Below are 18036 nucleotides of genomic sequence, written 5' to 3' on the forward strand. Positions count from 1 at the left end.
AGTACTCCGGGAGGCGTCCGTGCCGACGCATCGCCGACTGCCGATCGCCGTCGTGGGGGCCGGGCCGTACGGGCTCGCGACGGCCGCCCACCTGGCGGCGCGGGGCAGCGACCTGCGGGTGTTCGGGGAGCCGATGGCGGGGTGGCGCGACCACATGCCCGCCGGGATGTTCCTGAAGTCCACCCCGCGTGCCTCGAACATCTCCGCGCCCGCCCCCGGGCACCGGCTGGCCGACCACCGGACGGCCCTGGGCGTGGCGCCGGTCGGCGACCGCTACCCCGTGCCGATCGCGGAGTTCATCGCCTACGGCGACTGGTTCCAGCAGCGGTGCGTGCCCGGGGTCGAGCGCTGCTCGGTACTCGGCATCGGCTACGACCACGGTGTCCTCCGGCTGCGGCTGGACACCGGTGAGGAGCTCCGGAGCCGGGCCGTGGTACTCGCCACCGGGCTGCGGGCCTTCGCCCACGTCCCCGGCGAACTCGCCGCGCTGCGGGAGTCGGGCCTCGGCTCGCACACCTCGGACCACGCGGACCTGGGCCGCTTCGCGGGGCGCCGGGTCGCGGTGGTGGGCGCCGGGCAGTCGGCGCTGGAGAGCGCCGCCCTGCTGGCCGAGGCCGGGGCGCGGCCCACGCTGGTGGCCCGGACGGCCCGGCTGCGGTTCGGGACCGCGCCCGGGGCGGACCTGCCGGGTGAGCGGCCGGCGGCCGTGCGCGCCCGGTACCCGGGCACCGAACTCGGGCCCGGCTGGAACCTTTTCGGCTACTGCCGCGCCCCCTGGGCCTTCCGTCATCTCCCCGACGACGTCCGGGCCGGCCGGGTGCGGACGGTGCTCGGCCCGGCCGGTGCCTGGTGGCTGCGCGAACGGGTCGAGGACGCGGGCGTGCCGGTGCTCACCGGGTGTTCTGTGGAGTCCGCGCGGGAGCGGGCGGGCGCCGTCCGGCTGCGGCTGCGCGGCCTCACCGGCGCCCTGGAGGTCGACCACGTGCTGGCGGCCACCGGCTACCGGGTGGACGTCGAACGCCTGGACCTGCTCGACCCGGGCCTGCGGCGGGCGGTGCGGCGCACGGCGGACGGGGCGCCCCGGCTGACCGGCGGCTTCGAATCCTCGGTGCCGGGGCTGTACTTCACCGGGCTGGCCGCGGCGAACTCCTTCGGCCCGCTGCTGCGCTTCGTCTGCGGCACGGACTTCGCGGCCCGCCGGATCACGGCCGCAGTCACCGGCGGCGCACCCGACTGATTGGCCGTCAACGCCCGCCCCCGCGCGCCCACTCGCCGCCGCCCACTCGCCGCCGCCCTCACGGCGCGCCCCGTCACGCAGCCCCTCGCGCTCACCCGCCCCGGGCCGCGGCCGCCAGGCGGCGGGCGGCGTACCGCGCGGCCCGGCCGCCGAACCGGGCGGCGACGGCCACGGCGGGCAGCGGATCGTCCGCGCAGAGCCAGGCCCGCTCGGTGCCCCGGCGCGGCCACGGGTCGGCGGGCGGGCGGTGCTCGTGCCACGCGGCGGACCCGAGGGAGAGCAGGTCGAGCTGGCCGACCCCGTAGCCGCGCCGCAGCTGCGGCCCGGGCGGCACCGGCCGCCCGGTGAGCGACAGGTGCAGCGCCCGCACCACGTCGACGCCCGCGGTGGTCTCGAAGAGCCGGAACTGCGCGCCCGTCCGCGGGTTGAAGTCCACCAGCTTGTACCGGCCGTCCCGCAGGTCGAGCCGCCAGTCGAGGTCGGCGATCCCGCAGTAGCCGAGCCGCCGGCAGAGCCGGACGGCCAGCTCGGCCAGCTCGGGGTTGGCGACGGCCCCGGCCCGGGTGGTGACGCCCGCCCCGGGGGGCCAGGACCGCAGTTTGACGCCCGTGAAGACGGCCAGCGGCTCGCCGCCGGGGCCACAGGTCAGATGGGTGATCCAGTCCCGCGCCTGCTCGGCGGGCAGGTACTCCTGGACGAGCACCGCGAGCGGCGGCCCGTCGCAGGAGGCCCTGGGCGGGCAGTGGGACAGCAGCTCCGCCTCGCTCCGGACGACGGTCGTGTGGCCGACCACCGGGCGCTCCAGCCGGGTGAAGGAGGCGAGGTTCTTCAGCACCAGCGGATACCCGAGCTCGGCCGCGGCGGCCAGCAGTCCGGCCCGGTCGGCGGGCGTCCGGGCGGCCGGGGTGGGGGTGCCGGTACCGCGGCAGAGCTCGTGCAGGCCGCCCTTGTCGGCGAGCCGCCGGGGCAGACCGGGCGGCACCGGCGGCAGCAGCAGGTCCTCGGCCAGCTCGCTCGCGTGCTCGGCGAGCAGCACGGCGGCCTCGTCGTCGGTGGCCACCGCCACGGCCCGCCGCCCGCTTCGCCGCCGCACCTCGCGGGCCACCCCCCGCAGGGCGGCCGCCAGTTCGGCGGGCGGTTCCCGGCCGGTGCTCGGCCTGACCAGCGCTCCGGTCAGGTAGCGGGAGAGAGCGGTGGGCGTCAGCCGGTCCTCGACCATCGCGTAGACCGGGACGCCGAGCCGGCCGAGCGAGCGCACCGCGCCGACGGCGCTGTGCGACAGCGGGTAGTGACCGACCTTCACCAGCAGCGCGGGGACGCCGCGGTCGACGCCCAGCGGGCCTCCTGCCATAACGCTCCCACCTCTCAGTGCTGCCACACCTGGACCCACTGCGCCTGCAGGGCCGCCGAGTCCGTCCCGGCGGGTGGCGACTCCAGGTACCCGACGGCGAGGTTGATCACGATCTCCATCGCCACGGTCGGGATCCGCGAGGGGTCGGTGACCTGGAACCAGGCCTTGCCGTCGACGTACCAGGTCACCGCGGCGGGCTCCCAGTCGACGCCGAAGACGTGGTAGCCGGCGGAGAAGTCGGCGGGGCCCCAGTTCTGGCCGACGTGCTGGTCGGAGCCGTCCGCGCCGCGCCAGTGCAGGTTCATGTGGACGTACTGGTCGGTGTTGGGGAACTCGGCGATGTCCACCTCCGGCGGGGTGCCCCTGGTCGCGGCCGGGATCAGCCAGAAGGCGGGGAAGAAGCCGTGCGGGTTGGCCGGGACCTTGATCGAGGCCGCGAAGTAGCCGTAGGTGAAGGTGTGGCGCGGTTCGGCGTTCCAGGAGTCGCGGCCGGTGCTGACCATGCCGGAGACCCACGGGTACGTCCGGCCGTCGCTGCCCTTCACCGTCCGGGGCTGCGCGGTCAGGGTGAGGCGGCCGCCGCCGGCCTTGACCTGGCCCGGCTGGTACCACTGGTCCTCGCCGTTGCCGGCGTTGGTGCAGCCACCGTCGTTCCAGTCGTAGCAGGTGGTCCAGTTCGCCGTGTCGAGCGAGGAGCCGGTGAACTCGTCGTCGAACACCAGCCGCCAGGTGCCGGGCGCCGGGGGCCGGTTCGCGGCGGCGCCCGCCGGCAGCCCGGTGCCCGACCCCGCCGGCCCGGAGCCGCCGGCCGTCCCGGGGGTGCCGGAACAGGCGGCGGCCGACACCAGCAGGGCGGCCGCCGCTAACCCGCCGGCCGGCCGGCGGGCCCGGCCCGGTCGCCACCGTCCGTGCCTCGGCCGCGCCCCGGCCGGCCGGCCCCGCCGGGTGCGGTGCGGCACCAGGGCGAGCACCGTGGTGACGGCCGCCAGGGCGGCGAGCGCGGCGCCCACCGAGAAGACGTGGTAGCCCAGCAGCGCGACGGCGGTCAGCGCGGCCGGCGCGGTACTCAGCGCCACCGCGAGCGAGGCGGCGGCGAGCCGGTCGGGCCCGCCGGCCGGCCGGGCGACGGTGGGCCGGGCCAGCAGGACGGCCGCCCCCGGGCCGATCACCAGGAAGCCGCCGGTCAGCGCGACGCGCAGCGGACTGCCCGCCGCCGGCACGGTGGACGCCAGCGCGGCCCAGCCGAGCAGGGCGAGCGCCGGCCGGGCGGCGGTGCGGGGAGGCGGCCTCATCATCACTGCCCACTCTCCGCGAACGGGCTCTCGACGGCGACCTGGGCGGAGTGCCGGTAGACGGTGGCGTCACCGTCGGTGAACACCACCCGCAGCGTCGGGGAGGCGGAGGCCGCCGCGCGGACCCGGTCGACGGTGTCGGCGGGCAGGATGCCGGTCAGCGTGCACTCGGCGGTCTGGGCCTTGGTCAGCACGAGGTACGAGGGGCCGGTGACGGCGGGGTCGGCGAGTGCGGCCTCGACGGCCGAGGCCGGGTCGGCGACCAGCTGCCGGCGGTCGTCGGGCGTGCCCACCGAGAGCGCCGTCCGGCTGAGCTCGTCGTAGCGCTCCTCGGAGCCGGGCAGGTCCGCGGTGACCGAGACGATCCGCGACCCCGGCGGCGCGGTGTGCGCGACGTAGCGCAGTGCGGCGACCTCGCCGGGGCTGAAGGTGTTCATGGCCTCCTTGCTGTAGTAGCCGAAGACCAGGCCGCCCAGCAGGGCGAGCAGTGCCACCAGGGTCAGCCCCCGGCGCACGGCGGGCAGCGCCCGGCGCGGGCGGCGGGCCCGGTCGCCGGCGGGGGTGCCCGCCGGGGCGGCGGGGCCGGCCGGAGCACGGGAGGACGGGATCAGCACGGTCGCGGCGAGCAGAGCGGCCGCGGGCAGCGCGAACAGGTAGGCGCGGAAGATCATCTCGCCGCCGTAGCTGTTGGCGAGCAGCAGCGGGACGGGCGCGATCAGGAGCAGCGGCAGGGGGGTGCGGCGCACCCAGCGGTGGTGCACCACCGCCGTCACCGCGAGCAGCAGGACGGCGGCGGTCAGGCCCCGGTCGACCCAGGAGGCGAACACCTGTCCGGGGGCGGGCTGGGCGAGCCGCTGGAGGCCGGGCAGCGCGTTGTTGTCGGGCGAGGCCAGCGCGGCGACCAGGTTGCCGATGTTCTTGGCCAGGTAGGGCCGCGCGACCGTGGCGTCCCAGGCGAAGGTGATGCCGACGGCACCGACCAGGGCGGGCAGCACCACCCGGCGGTTGCGCCGCGGGAGGGCGAGCATCAGCAGGGCGCTGATCAGCATCAGCGGGGTGAGCTGGTGCGAGCAGGCGATGGCGGCCGTCAGGACGAGCACCAGGGCGAACGGCAGCGGGCGCCAGCCGCCCCGGGGCGGGATGTCGGTCACCCAGGTCATCGCCCGGGCTCCGGTGCCCGGCCCGCTCCGCGCGCCGGCCGGGCCTCCCCCACCCGCCGTGGATCCCCCACCCGCCGGGCCTCCCCCACCCGCCGTGGCGTCCCGGCCGGCGGACGCTCCCCCGCCGGGCGGTCCCTGCGCGACGCGGGTGGCCGCCAGCCGGCGCAGCACCAGCGCGAGCACCGCGAGGAACAGCAGGTAGGAGAAGGCCTGCGGGGAGAAGTAGTCCTGGCCGATCCAGGAGGTGCTGTAGTAGATCCAGATGCCGCCCCAGACCAGCCGCCGGTCCCGGGTGACGGTACGGAAGATCAGCAGCAGCGGGCCGAGCAGCAGGACGTTGGTGAGCACCGGGAACCAGGCCGCGTACCCGAGCGCGGAGTGCAGGCCGGTGGCGCGCAGCAGCAGCACGTTGAGCTGGAAGAAGCCGGGCCACTGGTTGTAGATGTCCAGCTCGCCGGCGTTCGGCACGGAGCCGTCGTGGCGCAGCATGGCGTCCACGACCATCACGTGCTTCCAGGCCCACGCGTACCGCAGTTCCGGGTAGAGCAGGGTGGGCGTGGCGTGGAGGAAGGCGATCAGGGCGAGGACGTACCCGGCCGCCCAGCGCTGGCGGATCCGCCGGTCGCGCAGGACGGCCACGAAGCCGGCCACCAGCAGGGCCAGGCCGGTCCAGTACAGGGCCGGCAGCACCTGGATCAGGCCGAGGTCGCCCATGCCGCCGAGCCGCACCCGGGGCAGCGCGAGCAGCCACAGGGCGAGCGCCACCGGCAGGGCCAGGCGGGCGAAGACGCCGAGCGGCCCGGCCTCCCGGCAGCCGGCGCGCAGCGCGCGCAGCGGCCCCGAGCGCAGGCGCCCGAAGGGGCGCGCGCCGTCGGGCTCCGGGGGCGGGCCGCCGGTGGGGAGCTGGGCGGGGGCCAGTTGGTCAACCATTGGACGGCCTTCCGACCGGACTGCCGACCGCGGTGCGCAGCCGGCGGTAGTTGCGCCAGAGCCGCGTGTAGAGGCTCTCCGGGACGGGTCCGACCCGGGCTCCCCGCCCGGCGATCCAGCCGTCGAAGACGTGGTCGGGGGTGTCGCTGCGGACCATCAGCCGGCAGATCCGCAGCACGGAGTCGGAGGCGGAGCTGAACTTGTTCTCCACCGCGGTCGCCGACGTCCAGCCCGCCTCGCGGACCTTGCGCCGGACGGCCGGGCTGGAGTACCCGTGCGGGTAGGCGAACGCGACGACCTCGTGGCCGAGGGCGTCCTCCAGGCGCCGCTTGCACTCGACGATCTCGTCGGTGCAGCGCCGCCCGTAGACGGTGTCCAGCTGGGCGTGGGTGACGGAGTGGCCGCCGATCTCGACACCCATCGCGTCCAGGGTGCTGATCTGCCGCCAGTTCAGCATGTCGGCCGGCGGGAAGAGGCTGCCGGTGGGCGGGCCGCCCGGCGGGTGGACGGCGCCGACGGTGACGTAGAGGGTGGCCGGCAGGCCCCGCTCGGCGAGCAGCGGGGCCACCGTCCAGTAGAAGTCGGCGAACCCGTCGTCGAAGGTCAGGACGGCGGCGCGGGGCGGCAGCGGCGGGCCGCCGAGGATCGCCGAGACCAGCCGACGCAGCGGCACCACGGGCCGCCCGCTGTCGACGATCCGGTCGATCTGGCGGCGGAAGGCCGCGGGGGTCACGGTGTACGGAGCGATCCACGGCGGCGGGTCGTCCGAGACCGAGTGGTACAGGAACACCGGGACCTCCTTCATGGCCGGCTCCTGGTGGACGCGGCCGCGACGCCGGGCCGGGCGGCGGGGGCCGCACCGGTCTCCCCGGCGTCCGCGGTGGCCGCGGTGTCCGCCCGGGCGAGCCGGCCGACGGTGTACCCGGCCGCCGCCAGGCAGGCGCCGGCGCCGAGCGCCCCGGCGGCCCGCAGCCGTCGCCGGCCCAGCGCGCGGAGGATCGCGGCGGGCAGCGTGCGGCGCACGTAGCGGCGCTCGGTGGACAGCGCCGACCGGCTGCCCGCGTAACGGGCGACGACGGCCTTGGAGCGGCCCTCCGCGTAGCAGCGGGAGCTGAAGTAGCGCCAGGTGGTGCGGGCCGGCGGGACGTGCTGGCGGACGACGGCGGCGGGCTCGTAGCGCAGCTCGGTACCGGGGTGCCGGGCGGTGAGCCGCAGGCAGAGCTCGGTCTCCTCGCAGCCGAACGGGCTGGTGCCGATCCGGCCGAGGTCGCCGCGGAAGCCGCCGGCGGCGACCACCGCGGCCCGGCGGAAGGACATGTTGGCGCCGATGAAGTTGCGCACCGTGCCCGTGCTCCCGGCGGCCCCGGGGTAGGAGCAGCCGACCACCCAGTCGTACTCGGGCGGGAACCAGCCGGGGCGGCCGGTCTCCCACCAGGAGTCGACCCGGCCGCCGACGCCGAGCACCCGCGGGTCGCGGAAGCCGGCCAGCAGCCGTTCGGTCCAGTCGGGTTCGGCCACCGCGTCGTCGTCCAGGAAGGCGACCAACTCGCCGCGGGCGAGCGTGACCCCGGTGTTGCGGGCGCCGGAGACGCCCGGGCGTTCGGGGCTCTCGACCAGCCGCAGGCCGGGGCGGGCGGCCAGCCGGGCCGTCAGGGCGGGGCAGTGGTCGACCACCACGACGGTCTCGTCGGGCTGCCGGCGCTGGGCGCGGACCGAGTCGAGGGCGGCGCACAGGTCGTCCCAGCGGTCGAGGGTGTAGCTGCAGACGACCACGGACAGGGTGGGCCCGGGGCCCGGTGCGGTGACCGGTCCGGCGTTCGGCACGGTGTTCATCACGATCTCCGATCGGACGACGGCAGCCAGCGCGGGAGGGCGACCAGCAGCGGGAGGGCGAGGACCGTCGCGGCGAGCAGCCACGCCAGCCCGACCCCGGTGAGGCCGAACACGGGCAGCAGTCCGGCGACGAGCGCGATCACGAGGACGGCGTAGACGAGTTGGAGCCCGATCATCCAGCCCAGGGCGCGGCGCACCCGGGCGACGTCGGTGGCCAGGCTCAGCACGACGGTGGGCAGGGCGGAGAGGGCCATCAGCCGCAGCACGGTGGTGCCGTGCTCGGCGTAGCCGGGCCCGAACAGGCGCAGCATCCAGGGGGCGAAGGCCACGATCACGGCCACCGCCGCGAGGACGAGCAGTCCGGTGTGCCACATCATCCGGCGGGCGTGTTCGGCGAGCCGCTCGGGTGCCCGGGCGGCCTCGACCACCAGCGAGCTGCCCATGCTGTAGGCGGCCATGTAGAGGCTGTCGGCGATCACCCAGGCGAGCGAGTAGTAGGCGTTCTGCTCCGCGCCGAGCACGGCCAGCACCATGAGCGGTACGACGCTGCAGGCGGCGATGCCGGAGATGTTGCCGAGGTAGTCCGCGACGGCGTAGCCGGCCACCCGCGGCGGGGCGGACGCGGTGGCACCGGCCGCCCGCTGGTGGGCCGGGATCGCCCGGCGGAAGAGCACGACGTTGGTGAGCAGGACGGTGATGAGCAGCGCCGCCGCCCAGGAGACCAGGATCCCGGTGCCGACCGCGAGGACCGCGCAGACGGCCAGCGCGCCCGCCTTCGCCAGGGCGAACAGCGCGTTCTCGCCGAGCACCCAGCCGGTGCGCCGCAGTCCGGTCAGCGCGCCGTCCTGGAGGACGAAGAGCGAGTAGCCGGCCGTGACCACCACGAAGGCGACCGCCACCACCGGCTGCCGCAGGTAGCCGAGGCTCGGGGAGATCCACGGGATCAGCAGCAGGAAGAGCACCGCGGCGAACGCGCTGGCGGCGATGCTCGCCGCGTAGCAGCGGGCCACCAGCCGCCGGGTGTGCTGCCCGGCGCCGGGGAGGAAGCGCACCAGGACGCTGCTGAGGTTGAACCGGCCGACCGCGGAGAGCAGCCCGGCGGCGGAGACGGCGGCGTAGCTGAGGCCGACCGTTTCGGCGCTGTACCAGCGGGTGGCGAACAGCCAGAAGATCGCGCCGAGCGCGGCCGCCACCATCGAACTCGCCAGCAGGATGTGGCCGTTGCGCAGCAGCGGTTCCCCGGCCAGCCGGGCCCGGCCGGCCCGGGCGCGGGCCCGCAGCAGGTCGCGGTAGGGGCACTGGCAGGGCAGCGGGCGCGGGCAGGAGCAGGGCCGGGCGGGCGCGGCCGAACGCGTGCTGAGCGACTGCATCACGACCAGTCCTCCGCCCGGAACCGGCGGTCCTGCCGCCGGCTGACCAGATAGCTGAACGGTCCGCGCAGCAGGCCGCGCAGTTCGAGCCGGCCGAGCCGGGCCAGTCCCGGATCGCCGTCGCGCCCGCCCCGGCCGGGGTCGACCGGGGCGGGCGCGACGGCCCGGCGCAGGGCGTACCGGGTGCCGGCCGGGAGGCGGCGCAGCAGCTCGGCCAGCAGGCCGGGGCGCTGCGAGACGGCGGCGGTCAGATAGGCGCCGAGGCCGGTGCCGAAGCCCTGGATCTGGGCCTCCAGCTCGGCCATGGTGCGCCGGTGCCGGTGCCAGACGACGGCGTCCGGCCGGTACGCGAGGGTGTGACCGGCGACCAGGACGCGCAGGAAGGCGAGCAGGTCCTCGCCGCCGCGGGTCGGCGTACCGGCGCCGGTCGCCGGGTCGAAGCCGCCGAGGTCGCGGATCACGGTGGTGCGGAAGGCCATGTTGGCGCCGGTGCCGAAGCGGCCGGCGGCGAAGGGGAAGAGCGGGTCGCGGCCGGCCGTGCGCGTCGACCAGTCCCGGGGGGCGAAGCCCTTGCCGAAGCCGCAGTACCGCTCGAAGACGGCCTGGGCCTCGGTGTCGAGTTCGGCGGGCACCACGAGACCGGTGACGCAGGAGACCCGGGGGTCGGCCCGGAAGGCCCCGGCGAGGGCGCTCACCCAGCCGGGGTCGGCCAGCGCGTCGTCGTCGGTGAAGGCCACGTACTCGCCCCGGGCGGCGGACAGGCCGCGGTTGCGGGCCCGGGCCAGGCCCGGCACCGGCTCGCGCAGGTACCGCAGCCGGTCCGGCCCGAGCGTGCGGATCAGCCGTTCGGTGGCGTCGTCCTCGGGGGCGTTGTCGACCACCAGGAACTCGGTGGCCGGGTAGTCGGTGCGCAGCAGCGCGCTCAGGCTGTCGCCGAGCAGGGTGGGCCGCCCGCGGGTGCAGACGATGACGCTGACCAGGGGTGCGCGGGCGCCGGGGGGCGGCGGGGCGGGGGCCGCCGGCCCGGTGTCGAGGTGGCGTTCGGCCGCCTCGACGAGCCGGCGGCGCAGCCGCCCGGCGTCCGGGCCGGCGTCCGGGCCGGCGCTACCGTCGGGACCTGGCCGGTCGGCGTCGACGGCGACCAGGCCGAGCGGTCGGCCGGCCCGGCGGACCAGGGCCACCACGGGCCCCTGCGGGCGGACCGGGGCCGTGAAGCCGGGCCGCCACGGCCCACCGGGCCGGTCGAGATCGAGTTCCACCACCTGGGCGGGCGCCCGCAGGACGGTGGTCATGACGCACCTCCGGTGCGCGGGCTCCGCTGGCGCCACACGCTGATCAGATAGCCGAACGGCCCGACCAGCAGCCCGCGGAACTCGCGGCGCCCCAGCCGCAGCAGCGCGGCCTCGCCCTCGGCCGGGCCGCAGCGGGCCCGGTGCCGGCGCACCCGCTGCCAGCGGCGCAGGCCGGAGGGGACGCGCCGGACGAGCGCGGTGAGCAGCCCGGGCCGGTGGGCGACGGCGGCGGTCAGGTAGGCGCCGAAGCCGACGCCGAAGTTGAAGACCTGCCGGGTCAGCGCGTCGCCGGTGCGCGGGTGGCGGTGCCAGACGATGGCGTCCGGCTGGTAGGCGACGGTGTGGCCGGCGTCGAGCATCTGGAAGAAGGCCAGCAGTTCCTCGCCGCCGCGGGCGGGCGTACCGGCGCCGGTCGCCGGGTCGAAGCCGCCGATGCCGCGCAGCAGGGCGGTCCGGAAGGCCATGTTCGCCCCGGAGCCGAACCGGCCGACCGAGAACCGCATCAGCGGGTCGTCCGGGCGGTCGCGCAGCGACCAGTCGCGGGCCGCGAACCCGCGGGAGTAGCCGCCGTACTGTTCGAGGGCGGCCTGGGCCGGGGTGTCGAGTTCGGCGGGCAGCACGAGGCCGGTGACGCAGCCGATCCGGTCGTCCGCGCCGAACGCCCCGGCCAGCGCGCCGACCCAGCCGGTGTCGATGATCAGGTCGTCGTCGGCGAACGCCACCACCTCGCCGTGCACCGCGGCCAGGCCGCGGTTGCGGGCCCGGGCCAGTCCCGGCACCGGCTCGCGCAGGTACCGGACGCGGTCCCGGTACCGCGTGGCGACGAGGCGTTCGGTGGCGTCGCTCCGCGGGGCGTTGTCGACCACCAGGACCTCCACGTGCGGATAGCCGGTCCGCAGGAGCGAGTCGAGGCAGCTCCGCAGCTGCTCGGTCCGGTCGCGCGTGCAGACCACCACGCTGACCGTGACCGGGCCCGCGGGCACCCGGGCGCGGCCGACCCGACCGGGACGCGCCGCGGGTGTCGCGGTGGACAGGGCGGGAACCGGGAGTTCCCGGTGGGCGACGTCGACCAGCGCCCGGCGCAGCGCGGCACTGTCGCCCGCTGTTCCGGTGGCCGTGACCAAGCCGAGCGGGTGTCCGTGCAGCCGCACCAACGCCAACACGCGGCCGACCGGGTCGACGGTGCCGAGACCACCGGGCGAGCGCAGCTCGCTCGGATCGTCCAGGTCAAGGTCGACGACGCGGACGGGGGTGTAGAGCGAGTCGCGGGCGGCGGAGCGCGGGCAGGCAGCTGCGGTGCGCCGGTCGGAGCCATTCATCGTTGCTCCCCCGCGGAGGCTGCCGCCGAGGACCGGGCGCCGGGACGCTCGGTGATCAGGGTCCTCAGCACCCGGCGGCCGTCGGAGACGGCGTGCAGGTGGGATCGACCGCTGCGGCGGGGGAGTTCCAGGCTCGGCACCTCGGCCATCCGCAGTCCGGAGCGCAGCGCGTGCGCGATCATCTCGGCCTCGATCTCGAAGCCGGAGGAGCGCAGGTCGAGCGCGTCCAGGAAGGAGCGGCGGAAGGCGCAGTAGCCGTAGCACAAGTCGGTGAGGCTCGCGTCGTAGAGGTGGTTGACCACGGCGAGCAGCGCGCGGTTCCCGAAGGAGCGGACCTTGGTGAGGTCCAGCGAGCCGCCGCCGGCGATGCACCGGGAGCCCTTGACGAAGTCGAAGCCGTGGTCGAGGAAGTGGAGGAAGTGCGGGATCTCGCCGGGCCACATCGAGCCGTCGGCGTCCATCATGACGATGTACTCGCCACTGGCGGCGGCGAAGCCGGTGCGCAGCGCGTTGCCCTTGCCGGGCCCGCTCTGCTGGACGCTGCGGACGGTCGGCAGGCAGTGCCGGGCCATCGGGACGGTGGCGTCGTCGGAGGAGCCGTCGACCAGGATGACCTCGTCCACGCAGCGCGGGATCTGCTCGAACACCCAGGGGATGTTGCGGGCCTCGTTCTGGGCGGGGACGACCAGGGTGACGCTGTGCCGACTGGCGACGCCGTCCCCGGCCCGGCGCATCGGCCGACGGGCCGTGGCCCGGTCCTCGGCGCGGCGCATCGGCCGTCGGGGGGCGGCCCGGTCCTCGGCCCGGCGCTGCGGCCGGCCGTCGTGGTCCGGGGACGGAACGACGTGGGGGGGCAGGGTGGTGCTCATCGGGGGCGGCCTCTCGGAGGGAGGAGGCGGCGGGCGGCGCCGGGCACGGCGCGGCCCCTGTGACGGGGCGGGCCCGGTGCGCGACACGGGGTGCGCGGGGCGGGGCCCCGGAGGGAAGTCCCCGGGGGGACTGCCGAAACGGTGGGGAGCGGCTGAGGGCGGCCCGGTCGGGGGGTGCGCCGCCGGCTCCCGGGCGCCGAAGCGCCGGTCTGTCGAACTGGCCGAATGTGCTTCCCGCACCGGAGTGCGGGGTGTGCCAGGGCCTCATCGTGCCCAGGTGACCGCCGTCACGTCAAGTAGTTTGTCCGGATTTTGCCTGGTTCGTCGGGCCGGATTCTTCTGGCCCGTCGGGCCGAGGTGCTCGCCTGGTCCGTCGGGCCGAGGTGCTCGCCTGGTCCGTCGGGCCGAGGTGCTCGCCTGTTCGTCCGGCGGTGCCGGCGGCACCCGCCCGGGCCGGCCGGTCAGCCGACCGGCCGGCCGCCCGGCTCCTCGGCGATCCGGCGGGCGATCTCGGCCGGTCGCACCGGCCGCCCGAAGTGCCAGCCCTGCGCCCAGTCGCAGCCGATGCCGCGCAGCCGCTCGGCGTCCCGGAGGGTCTCCACGCCTTCGGCCGTGACCGTCAGGCCCAGCGCGTGCGACATCGACACAAGGCCGCTGACGATCCGCCAGCCGGTGGCCGCGTCCTTGGCCGGGTCGTGCAGGTCGCCGACGAAGGAGCCGGCGATCTTCAGCCCGGAGACCGGCAGGTCACGCAGGTAGGCGAGGTTGGACCAGCCGGTGCCGAAGTCGTCCACGGCGAGCGAGACGCCCTGGTCGACCAGCCCGTGCAGGGTGCGCAGCGCCTCGTCCTCCGGGCCGACCACGGTGGACTCGGTGATCTCCAGCTGGAGCCGGGCCGGGTCCAGCCCGGTGGAGTCGAGGATCCGGCCGAGATCGGTCACCAGTGCGGCGCTACGGGCCTGACGGACCGCCAGGTTGACGTTCAGCTGGGGCGCGTCGTCGCCGAACCGCTTGATCCAGTCGGCCGCCTGGCCGCAGGCCTGCTCCAGCACCCAGCGGCCGAGCGGCATGATCAGGCCGGTCTCCTCGGCAGTGGTGACGAACTCGTCCGGGCCCAGCACGCCCAGCTGCGGGTGGCGCCAGCGCACCAGCGCCTCGACGGCGGCGAGCCGGCCGTCGGCCAGCGCGTACAGGGGCTGGTAGTCGATGAAGAACTCGCCGCGGTCGAGGGCGGCCGGCATCCGGACCGAGACCGCGTAGCGGCTGACCGCGCGGGCGTTCTCCTTGGGGTCGAAGAGCGTCCAGCGGCCGCGGCCGGCCTCCTTCGCCCGGTACAGCGTCAGATCGGCGGCGCGGACCGCGGCGCCCGGCGTGGTGGTCGAGATGCGCCGCTCCAGCACGCCCACGCTGGCCCCGACGGCGAGCTTGTGATCACCGATCAGGACCGGCCCGGCGAGCGCCTTCAGCACCGTCTTGGCGGCGGCGACGGCCTCCTGCTCGCCGCGGCAGTTCTCCAGCAGGACGACGAACTCGTCGCCCCCGAGGCGGGCCACCAGGTGGCCGAGCGGGGTGAGGGCGGCCTTCAGCCGGGCGGCGACGGCGGCCAGCAGCTGGTCACCGGTGTCGTGGCCGAGGCTGTCGTTGACCACCTTGAAGCCGTCGAGGTCGACGTAGCAGAGGCCGAAGCGGGCGCCCGGGTCCGGCTCCTCGAAGAGCTTCTCCAGCCGCTCGAAGAAGGCGGCCCGGTTGGGCAGTCCGGTCAGCGGGTCGTGGGTGGCCTGGTGGCGCAGCCGCTCCTGGAGCCGGTAGCGGTCGGTGATGTCCTCCAGCATGGCCACCTGGTACTGCGGCCGGCCGTCGTCGTCCCGGATCAGCGAGACCGTGAGGTGGGTCCAGACCACCTCGCCGTCGTGCCGGTAGTACGGCTTGTCGACCTGGAAGTAGTCCCGCTTGCCGCTGATCAGCTCCTCGTACGCCTCCCAGACGCCGGGAGTGTCCTCGGGGTGCACGAGGTCGCCGACCCGGCGGCCCCGCATGTCCTCCGGCGCGGCCCCGAACAGCTCCTGGAGCGCCTTGTTCACCGCGAGGATGTTGCCCTCGGTGTCGCCGATGCCGATGCCGATCGCCGCGCTCTCGAACAGCGCGCGGAACCGCGCCTCGGAGGCGCGCAGCGCCCGCTCGGCCTCCCGCCGGGCGCTGTCGGCGGCGGTCCGGATGGCCTCCTGCTCGCGCAGGGTCCGCTCGCGCAGGGCGGCCGCCCAGCCGGCCGCGAAGGCCCCGCAGAGCGCGGGCCCGCGGTCGTCGGCCGCGGGGTGCTCCTGGAGCAGTTCGAGGGCCCGGGCCAGCACCACCGGGTCGGTGAAGTGGGCGTCGACGAGTTCGGCGCCCGCCCGGGCGGCCAGCCCCGGGTCGAACGGCTCGCCCAGCTGGGCGCGGTGGAGCAGCGCGGCGGTCCGGGAGACCAGCCTGCCGAGCAGGCCGGGGTGGACCGCCGTGCCGTGGTCGCCGGAGAGCAGCCGCGCCCAGTCCTCGTGGAACCGATCGGCGCTGCCGGGTGCCGGCGCTTCGTTCACCGGCGGAACCCCACGCCCGCCATCCCGGTCATCCGCTCGGGGTGCCGGCCGACCGCCTCCGGCTGCTCGGGGCGCCACTCGGGGAGGTAGACCACACCGGGCTCGACCAGCTCGAACCCCGCGAACATCGCGGTGATCTGCTCGCGGGTGCGCATGGTCAGCGGGGTGGGTGTCATCCGGTACAGCTTCTGGTGGTCCTCGGCCTGGTCGGGCCGGCCCTCCAGGGAGGCGTGCGAGAGGATCAGCGCGCTGCCCGGCGGGAGCGCCTCGCGCAGCACCTCCAGCAGCTTCCACGGATCCTCGGAGTCGCTGACGAAGTGCATGACGGCGACCAGCAGCACGGCCACCGGCTCACCGGGCGCGAGCAGCGCGGTCACCTCGGGGCGGCCCAGCAGGTCGTCGATGTCCCGGACGTCGGCCTGGACGACGGAGCAGCCCTCGTCCTCCGCCAGCAGCAGCCGGCTGTGCGCGACGGCGACCGGGTCGCGGTCGATGTACACCACCTCGGCCTCGGGGCGGATCGCCCGGGCGATCTCGTGCACGGTGCCGAAGGTCGGGATGCCGGAGCCGATGTCCAGGAACCGGGTGATGCCCCGCTCGGCGGCGAACTGCACGCCGCGGCGCAGGAAGGCCCGGTTGGAGCGCATGATCTGCGGCAGCTCCGGCCAGAGCGCGATCGCCTGGCGGGCCATCTCCCGGTCCACCTCGAAGTTGTGCGACCCGCCGAGGTAGTAGTCGTAGACCCGGGCGGCGTTCGGTTTGTCCAGGTCCGTACCTTCCGGTACCCAGTTCGGTCGCCGCATCCTCGGGACTCCTTCATTCCGGTTCCGGTGAACCAGTCGCCCCGTGGGACTGCTGGTTCTGATGAGACTACAAGCACACAAGATCCTCCTCTGCACGCCGAACGCGTGCAAGCGGAATCGCCCCGTCCTGCCGAGGACGCGCCCCGGCCGGAGAATGGACCCGATGGCCGGACGGATCGAGGACTACGCCCTGATCGGCGACCTGCAGACCGCCGCGCTGGTCGGGCGGGACGGGTCGGTCGACTGGCTCTGCCTGCCCCGGTTCGACTCCCCCAGCTGCTTCGCCGGGCTGCTCGGCGACCGGCAGCACGGCGCCTGGCGGCTCGCCCCGGCCGGCGGCGCGCGGTGCTCCGCGCGCCGCTACCGGGGCGACAGCCTCGTCCTGGAGAGCGACTGGCACACCGCCGACGGCACCGTCCGGGTGACCGACTTCATGCCCCAGCGCGGCCGGGGCGGGCAGCGCTCCCCGCAGCTGATCCGGATCGTGGAGGGCGTCGAGGGCAGCGTCCCGGTCCGCGGCGAGCTGCGGCTGCGGTTCAACTACGGCCGGATCGAGCCGTGGGTGCGCCGCACCGGCCGGCACCGGGTCGCCGTCGCCGGGCCCGACTCCGCCTGGCTGCGGGTGCCGCCCGAGGTCCACACCTACGGAGTGGACGGCGTCACCGTCTCCGACTTCACCGTCACCGCCGGCAGCCGGGTGCCCTTCGTCCTCACCTGGCAGCCCTCCCACCTGCCCACCTCACCGCGCACCGACCCGGAGGAGGCCCTGCTCGCCACGCTGCGCGACTGGCAGCACTGGGCGGCCGGCTGCCGCTACCGGGGCGAGTGGCGGGAGGCCGTGCTGCGCTCGCTGCTCACCCTCAAGGCACTCGCCTACGCGCCCACCGGCGGGATCGTCGCCGCGCCCACCGCCGCACTGCCCGAGCGGATCGGCGGCACCCGCAACTGGGACTACCGCTTCTGCTGGCTGCGTGACTCCTCGATGACGCTCTCGGCGCTGCTCCGCGGCGGCTTCCGCGACGAGGCCGCCGCCTGGCGCCGCTGGCTGCTGCGCGCCATCGCCGGCGACCCGGGCGACCTGCAGACCGTCTACGGCGTCGCCGGGGAGCGCGTCCTCGGCGAGATCTCCGCCGACTGGCTGCCCGGTTACGAGGGCTCCCGGCCGGTCCGGTTCGGCAACGCCGCCGTCGACCAGCTCCAACTCGACGTCTACGGCGAGGTGGTGGACACCCTGCACCTGGCGCTGCTGGCCGGCCTGCCGATGGAGCGGCACGTCTGGACGCTGTTACGGGCCCTGATGGCCTACCTGGAGCAGCACTGGCGCGAACCCGACGAGGGCCTCTGGGAGGTACGCGGCGAGCGGCGCCACTTCGTCCACTCCAAGGTGATGTCCTGGGTCGCCGCCGACCGCGCGGTGCGGATGGCCGAGGCCACCGGGCTGCCCGCGCCCGTGGCCCGCTGGCGGGCGATGCGCGACGCCGTGCACGCCGACGTCTGCGAGCACGGCTACGACCGGCGGCGCGGCGTCTTCGTCCAGCACTACGGCGGGCAGGGCCTGGACGCGGCCACGCTGTTCGTCGTCAAGTGCGGCTTCCTGCCGCCGGACGACCCGCGCGTGGTCCGCACCGTGGACGCCGTCCGGGACGGCCTGGACCACGGCGGCCTCGTCCTGCGCTACCGGACGCACCGGCACACCGACGGCCTGCCCGGCGGCGAGGGCGCCTTCCTGGCCTGCTCGTTCTGGCTCGCCGACGCGCTCGTCGCCACCGGGCGGCGGGCCGAGGCCCGCGACCTGTTCGCCCGGGTGGTCGGGCTCGCCAACGACCTCGGCCTGCTCTCCGAGCAGTGGGACCCGCGCGCCCGCCGCCAACTCGGCAACACCCCGCAGGCGTTCACCCACGTCGCCCTGGTCAACACCGCCTTCGAACTGTCCGAGCCCGCCTAGGGCCCCGGCCCCGGGGTCGGGGGAGCCGGTCACCGGAGGTCCGCCCCCCGGGGGCCGGGCCG

13 protein-coding genes are annotated in these 18036 nt (G+C 75.9%); 2 read left to right on the plus strand and 11 right to left on the minus strand.

Annotated elements, in window-relative coordinates:
• Positions 1-19 precede the first annotated feature (19 nt).
• Positions 20-1237, plus strand: a complete 1218-nt coding sequence (locus tag ACIF6L_RS09755) for an FAD-dependent oxidoreductase (protein ID WP_396488318.1) — start codon at positions 20-22, stop codon at positions 1235-1237.
• Between the two features lie 91 nt (positions 1238-1328).
• Here the strand turns inward: ACIF6L_RS09755 and ACIF6L_RS09760 are convergent, their stop codons facing one another.
• The 11 genes from ACIF6L_RS09760 to ACIF6L_RS09810 all read right to left on the minus strand — a co-directional run bounded on the left by ACIF6L_RS09760 (position 1329) and on the right by ACIF6L_RS09810 (position 16029).
• Positions 1329-2588: an ATP-grasp domain-containing protein gene (locus ACIF6L_RS09760; protein ID WP_396488319.1), complete on the minus strand. Its 1260-nt coding sequence runs from the start codon at positions 2586-2588 to the stop codon at positions 1329-1331.
• Between the two features lie 14 nt (positions 2589-2602).
• Entirely contained in the window at positions 2603-3883 is a 1281-nt protein-coding gene (locus ACIF6L_RS09765) for a family 16 glycosylhydrolase (protein ID WP_396488321.1), read from the minus strand.
• On the minus strand, positions 3883-5970 hold the full coding sequence (locus tag ACIF6L_RS09770) for a glycosyltransferase (protein WP_396488323.1): 2088 nt from the start codon (positions 5968-5970) through the stop codon (positions 3883-3885). Before ACIF6L_RS09770 ends, ACIF6L_RS09765 begins: the two co-directional genes overlap by 1 nt.
• Positions 5963-6775: a polysaccharide deacetylase family protein gene (locus ACIF6L_RS09775; RefSeq protein WP_329490678.1), complete on the minus strand. Its 813-nt coding sequence runs from the start codon at positions 6773-6775 to the stop codon at positions 5963-5965. The genes ACIF6L_RS09770 and ACIF6L_RS09775 overlap by 8 nt, the downstream gene beginning before the upstream one ends.
• Positions 6772-7803: a glycosyltransferase family 2 protein gene (locus tag ACIF6L_RS09780; protein WP_396488325.1), complete on the minus strand. Its 1032-nt coding sequence runs from the start codon at positions 7801-7803 to the stop codon at positions 6772-6774. The genes ACIF6L_RS09775 and ACIF6L_RS09780 overlap by 4 nt, the downstream gene beginning before the upstream one ends.
• Positions 7803-9173 (minus strand): lipopolysaccharide biosynthesis protein, encoded by a 1371-nt coding sequence (locus tag ACIF6L_RS09785; protein ID WP_396488326.1) that lies wholly within the window; start codon positions 9171-9173, stop codon positions 7803-7805. Before ACIF6L_RS09785 ends, ACIF6L_RS09780 begins: the two co-directional genes overlap by 1 nt.
• A complete protein-coding gene (locus tag ACIF6L_RS09790) occupies positions 9173-10465 on the minus strand; it encodes a glycosyltransferase family 2 protein (protein WP_396492498.1) in 1293 nt (430 codons plus the stop codon). Before ACIF6L_RS09790 ends, ACIF6L_RS09785 begins: the two co-directional genes overlap by 1 nt.
• Positions 10462-11784, minus strand: coding sequence for a glycosyltransferase family 2 protein (locus ACIF6L_RS09795; RefSeq protein WP_396487695.1), 1323 nt, complete (start codon positions 11782-11784; stop codon positions 10462-10464). Before ACIF6L_RS09795 ends, ACIF6L_RS09790 begins: the two co-directional genes overlap by 4 nt.
• Entirely contained in the window at positions 11781-12653 is an 873-nt protein-coding gene (locus ACIF6L_RS09800) for a glycosyltransferase family 2 protein (RefSeq protein WP_396487697.1), read from the minus strand. The genes ACIF6L_RS09795 and ACIF6L_RS09800 overlap by 4 nt, the downstream gene beginning before the upstream one ends.
• 461 nt (positions 12654-13114) lie before the next feature.
• Positions 13115-15226: an EAL domain-containing protein gene (locus ACIF6L_RS09805; RefSeq protein WP_329490672.1), complete on the minus strand. Its 2112-nt coding sequence runs from the start codon at positions 15224-15226 to the stop codon at positions 13115-13117.
• Positions 15223-16029 (minus strand): SAM-dependent methyltransferase, encoded by an 807-nt coding sequence (locus ACIF6L_RS09810; RefSeq protein ID WP_396487699.1) that lies wholly within the window; start codon positions 16027-16029, stop codon positions 15223-15225. Before ACIF6L_RS09810 ends, ACIF6L_RS09805 begins: the two co-directional genes overlap by 4 nt.
• A 163-nt stretch (positions 16030-16192) precedes the next feature.
• Between ACIF6L_RS09810 and ACIF6L_RS09815 the strand changes: the two genes are divergently transcribed.
• Positions 16193-17974, plus strand: a complete 1782-nt coding sequence (locus ACIF6L_RS09815) for a glycoside hydrolase family 15 protein (protein ID WP_359809953.1) — start codon at positions 16193-16195, stop codon at positions 17972-17974.
• Positions 17975-18036: the final 62 nt, after the last annotated feature.

Source organism: Kitasatospora sp. NPDC086009 (genome assembly GCF_044540385.1).
Lineage (GTDB): Bacteria > Actinomycetota > Actinomycetes > Streptomycetales > Streptomycetaceae > Kitasatospora.

Excerpts from the sequence above, each read along its gene's own strand:
- ACIF6L_RS09810 (WP_396487699.1), bottom strand. The coding sequence starts at position 16,029 with ATGCGGCGACCGAACTGGGTACCGGAAGGTACGGACCTGGACAAACCG.
- ACIF6L_RS09780 (WP_396488325.1), bottom strand. The coding sequence starts at position 7,803 with ATGAACACCGTGCCGAACGCCGGACCGGTCACCGCACCGGGCCCCGGG.
- ACIF6L_RS09770 (WP_396488323.1), bottom strand. The coding sequence starts at position 5,970 with ATGGTTGACCAACTGGCCCCCGCCCAGCTCCCCACCGGCGGCCCGCCC.
- ACIF6L_RS09765 (WP_396488321.1), bottom strand. The coding sequence starts at position 3,883 with ATGATGAGGCCGCCTCCCCGCACCGCCGCCCGGCCGGCGCTCGCCCTG.
- ACIF6L_RS09775 (WP_329490678.1), bottom strand. The coding sequence starts at position 6,775 with ATGAAGGAGGTCCCGGTGTTCCTGTACCACTCGGTCTCGGACGACCCG.
- ACIF6L_RS09795 (WP_396487695.1), bottom strand. The coding sequence starts at position 11,784 with ATGAATGGCTCCGACCGGCGCACCGCAGCTGCCTGCCCGCGCTCCGCC.
- ACIF6L_RS09790 (WP_396492498.1), bottom strand. The coding sequence starts at position 10,465 with ATGACCACCGTCCTGCGGGCGCCCGCCCAGGTGGTGGAACTCGATCTC.
- ACIF6L_RS09760 (WP_396488319.1), bottom strand. The coding sequence starts at position 2,588 with ATGGCAGGAGGCCCGCTGGGCGTCGACCGCGGCGTCCCCGCGCTGCTG.
- ACIF6L_RS09800 (WP_396487697.1), bottom strand. The coding sequence starts at position 12,653 with ATGAGCACCACCCTGCCCCCCCACGTCGTTCCGTCCCCGGACCACGAC.
- ACIF6L_RS09815 (WP_359809953.1), top strand. The coding sequence starts at position 16,193 with ATGGCCGGACGGATCGAGGACTACGCCCTGATCGGCGACCTGCAGACC.
- ACIF6L_RS09785 (WP_396488326.1), bottom strand. The coding sequence starts at position 9,173 with ATGCAGTCGCTCAGCACGCGTTCGGCCGCGCCCGCCCGGCCCTGCTCC.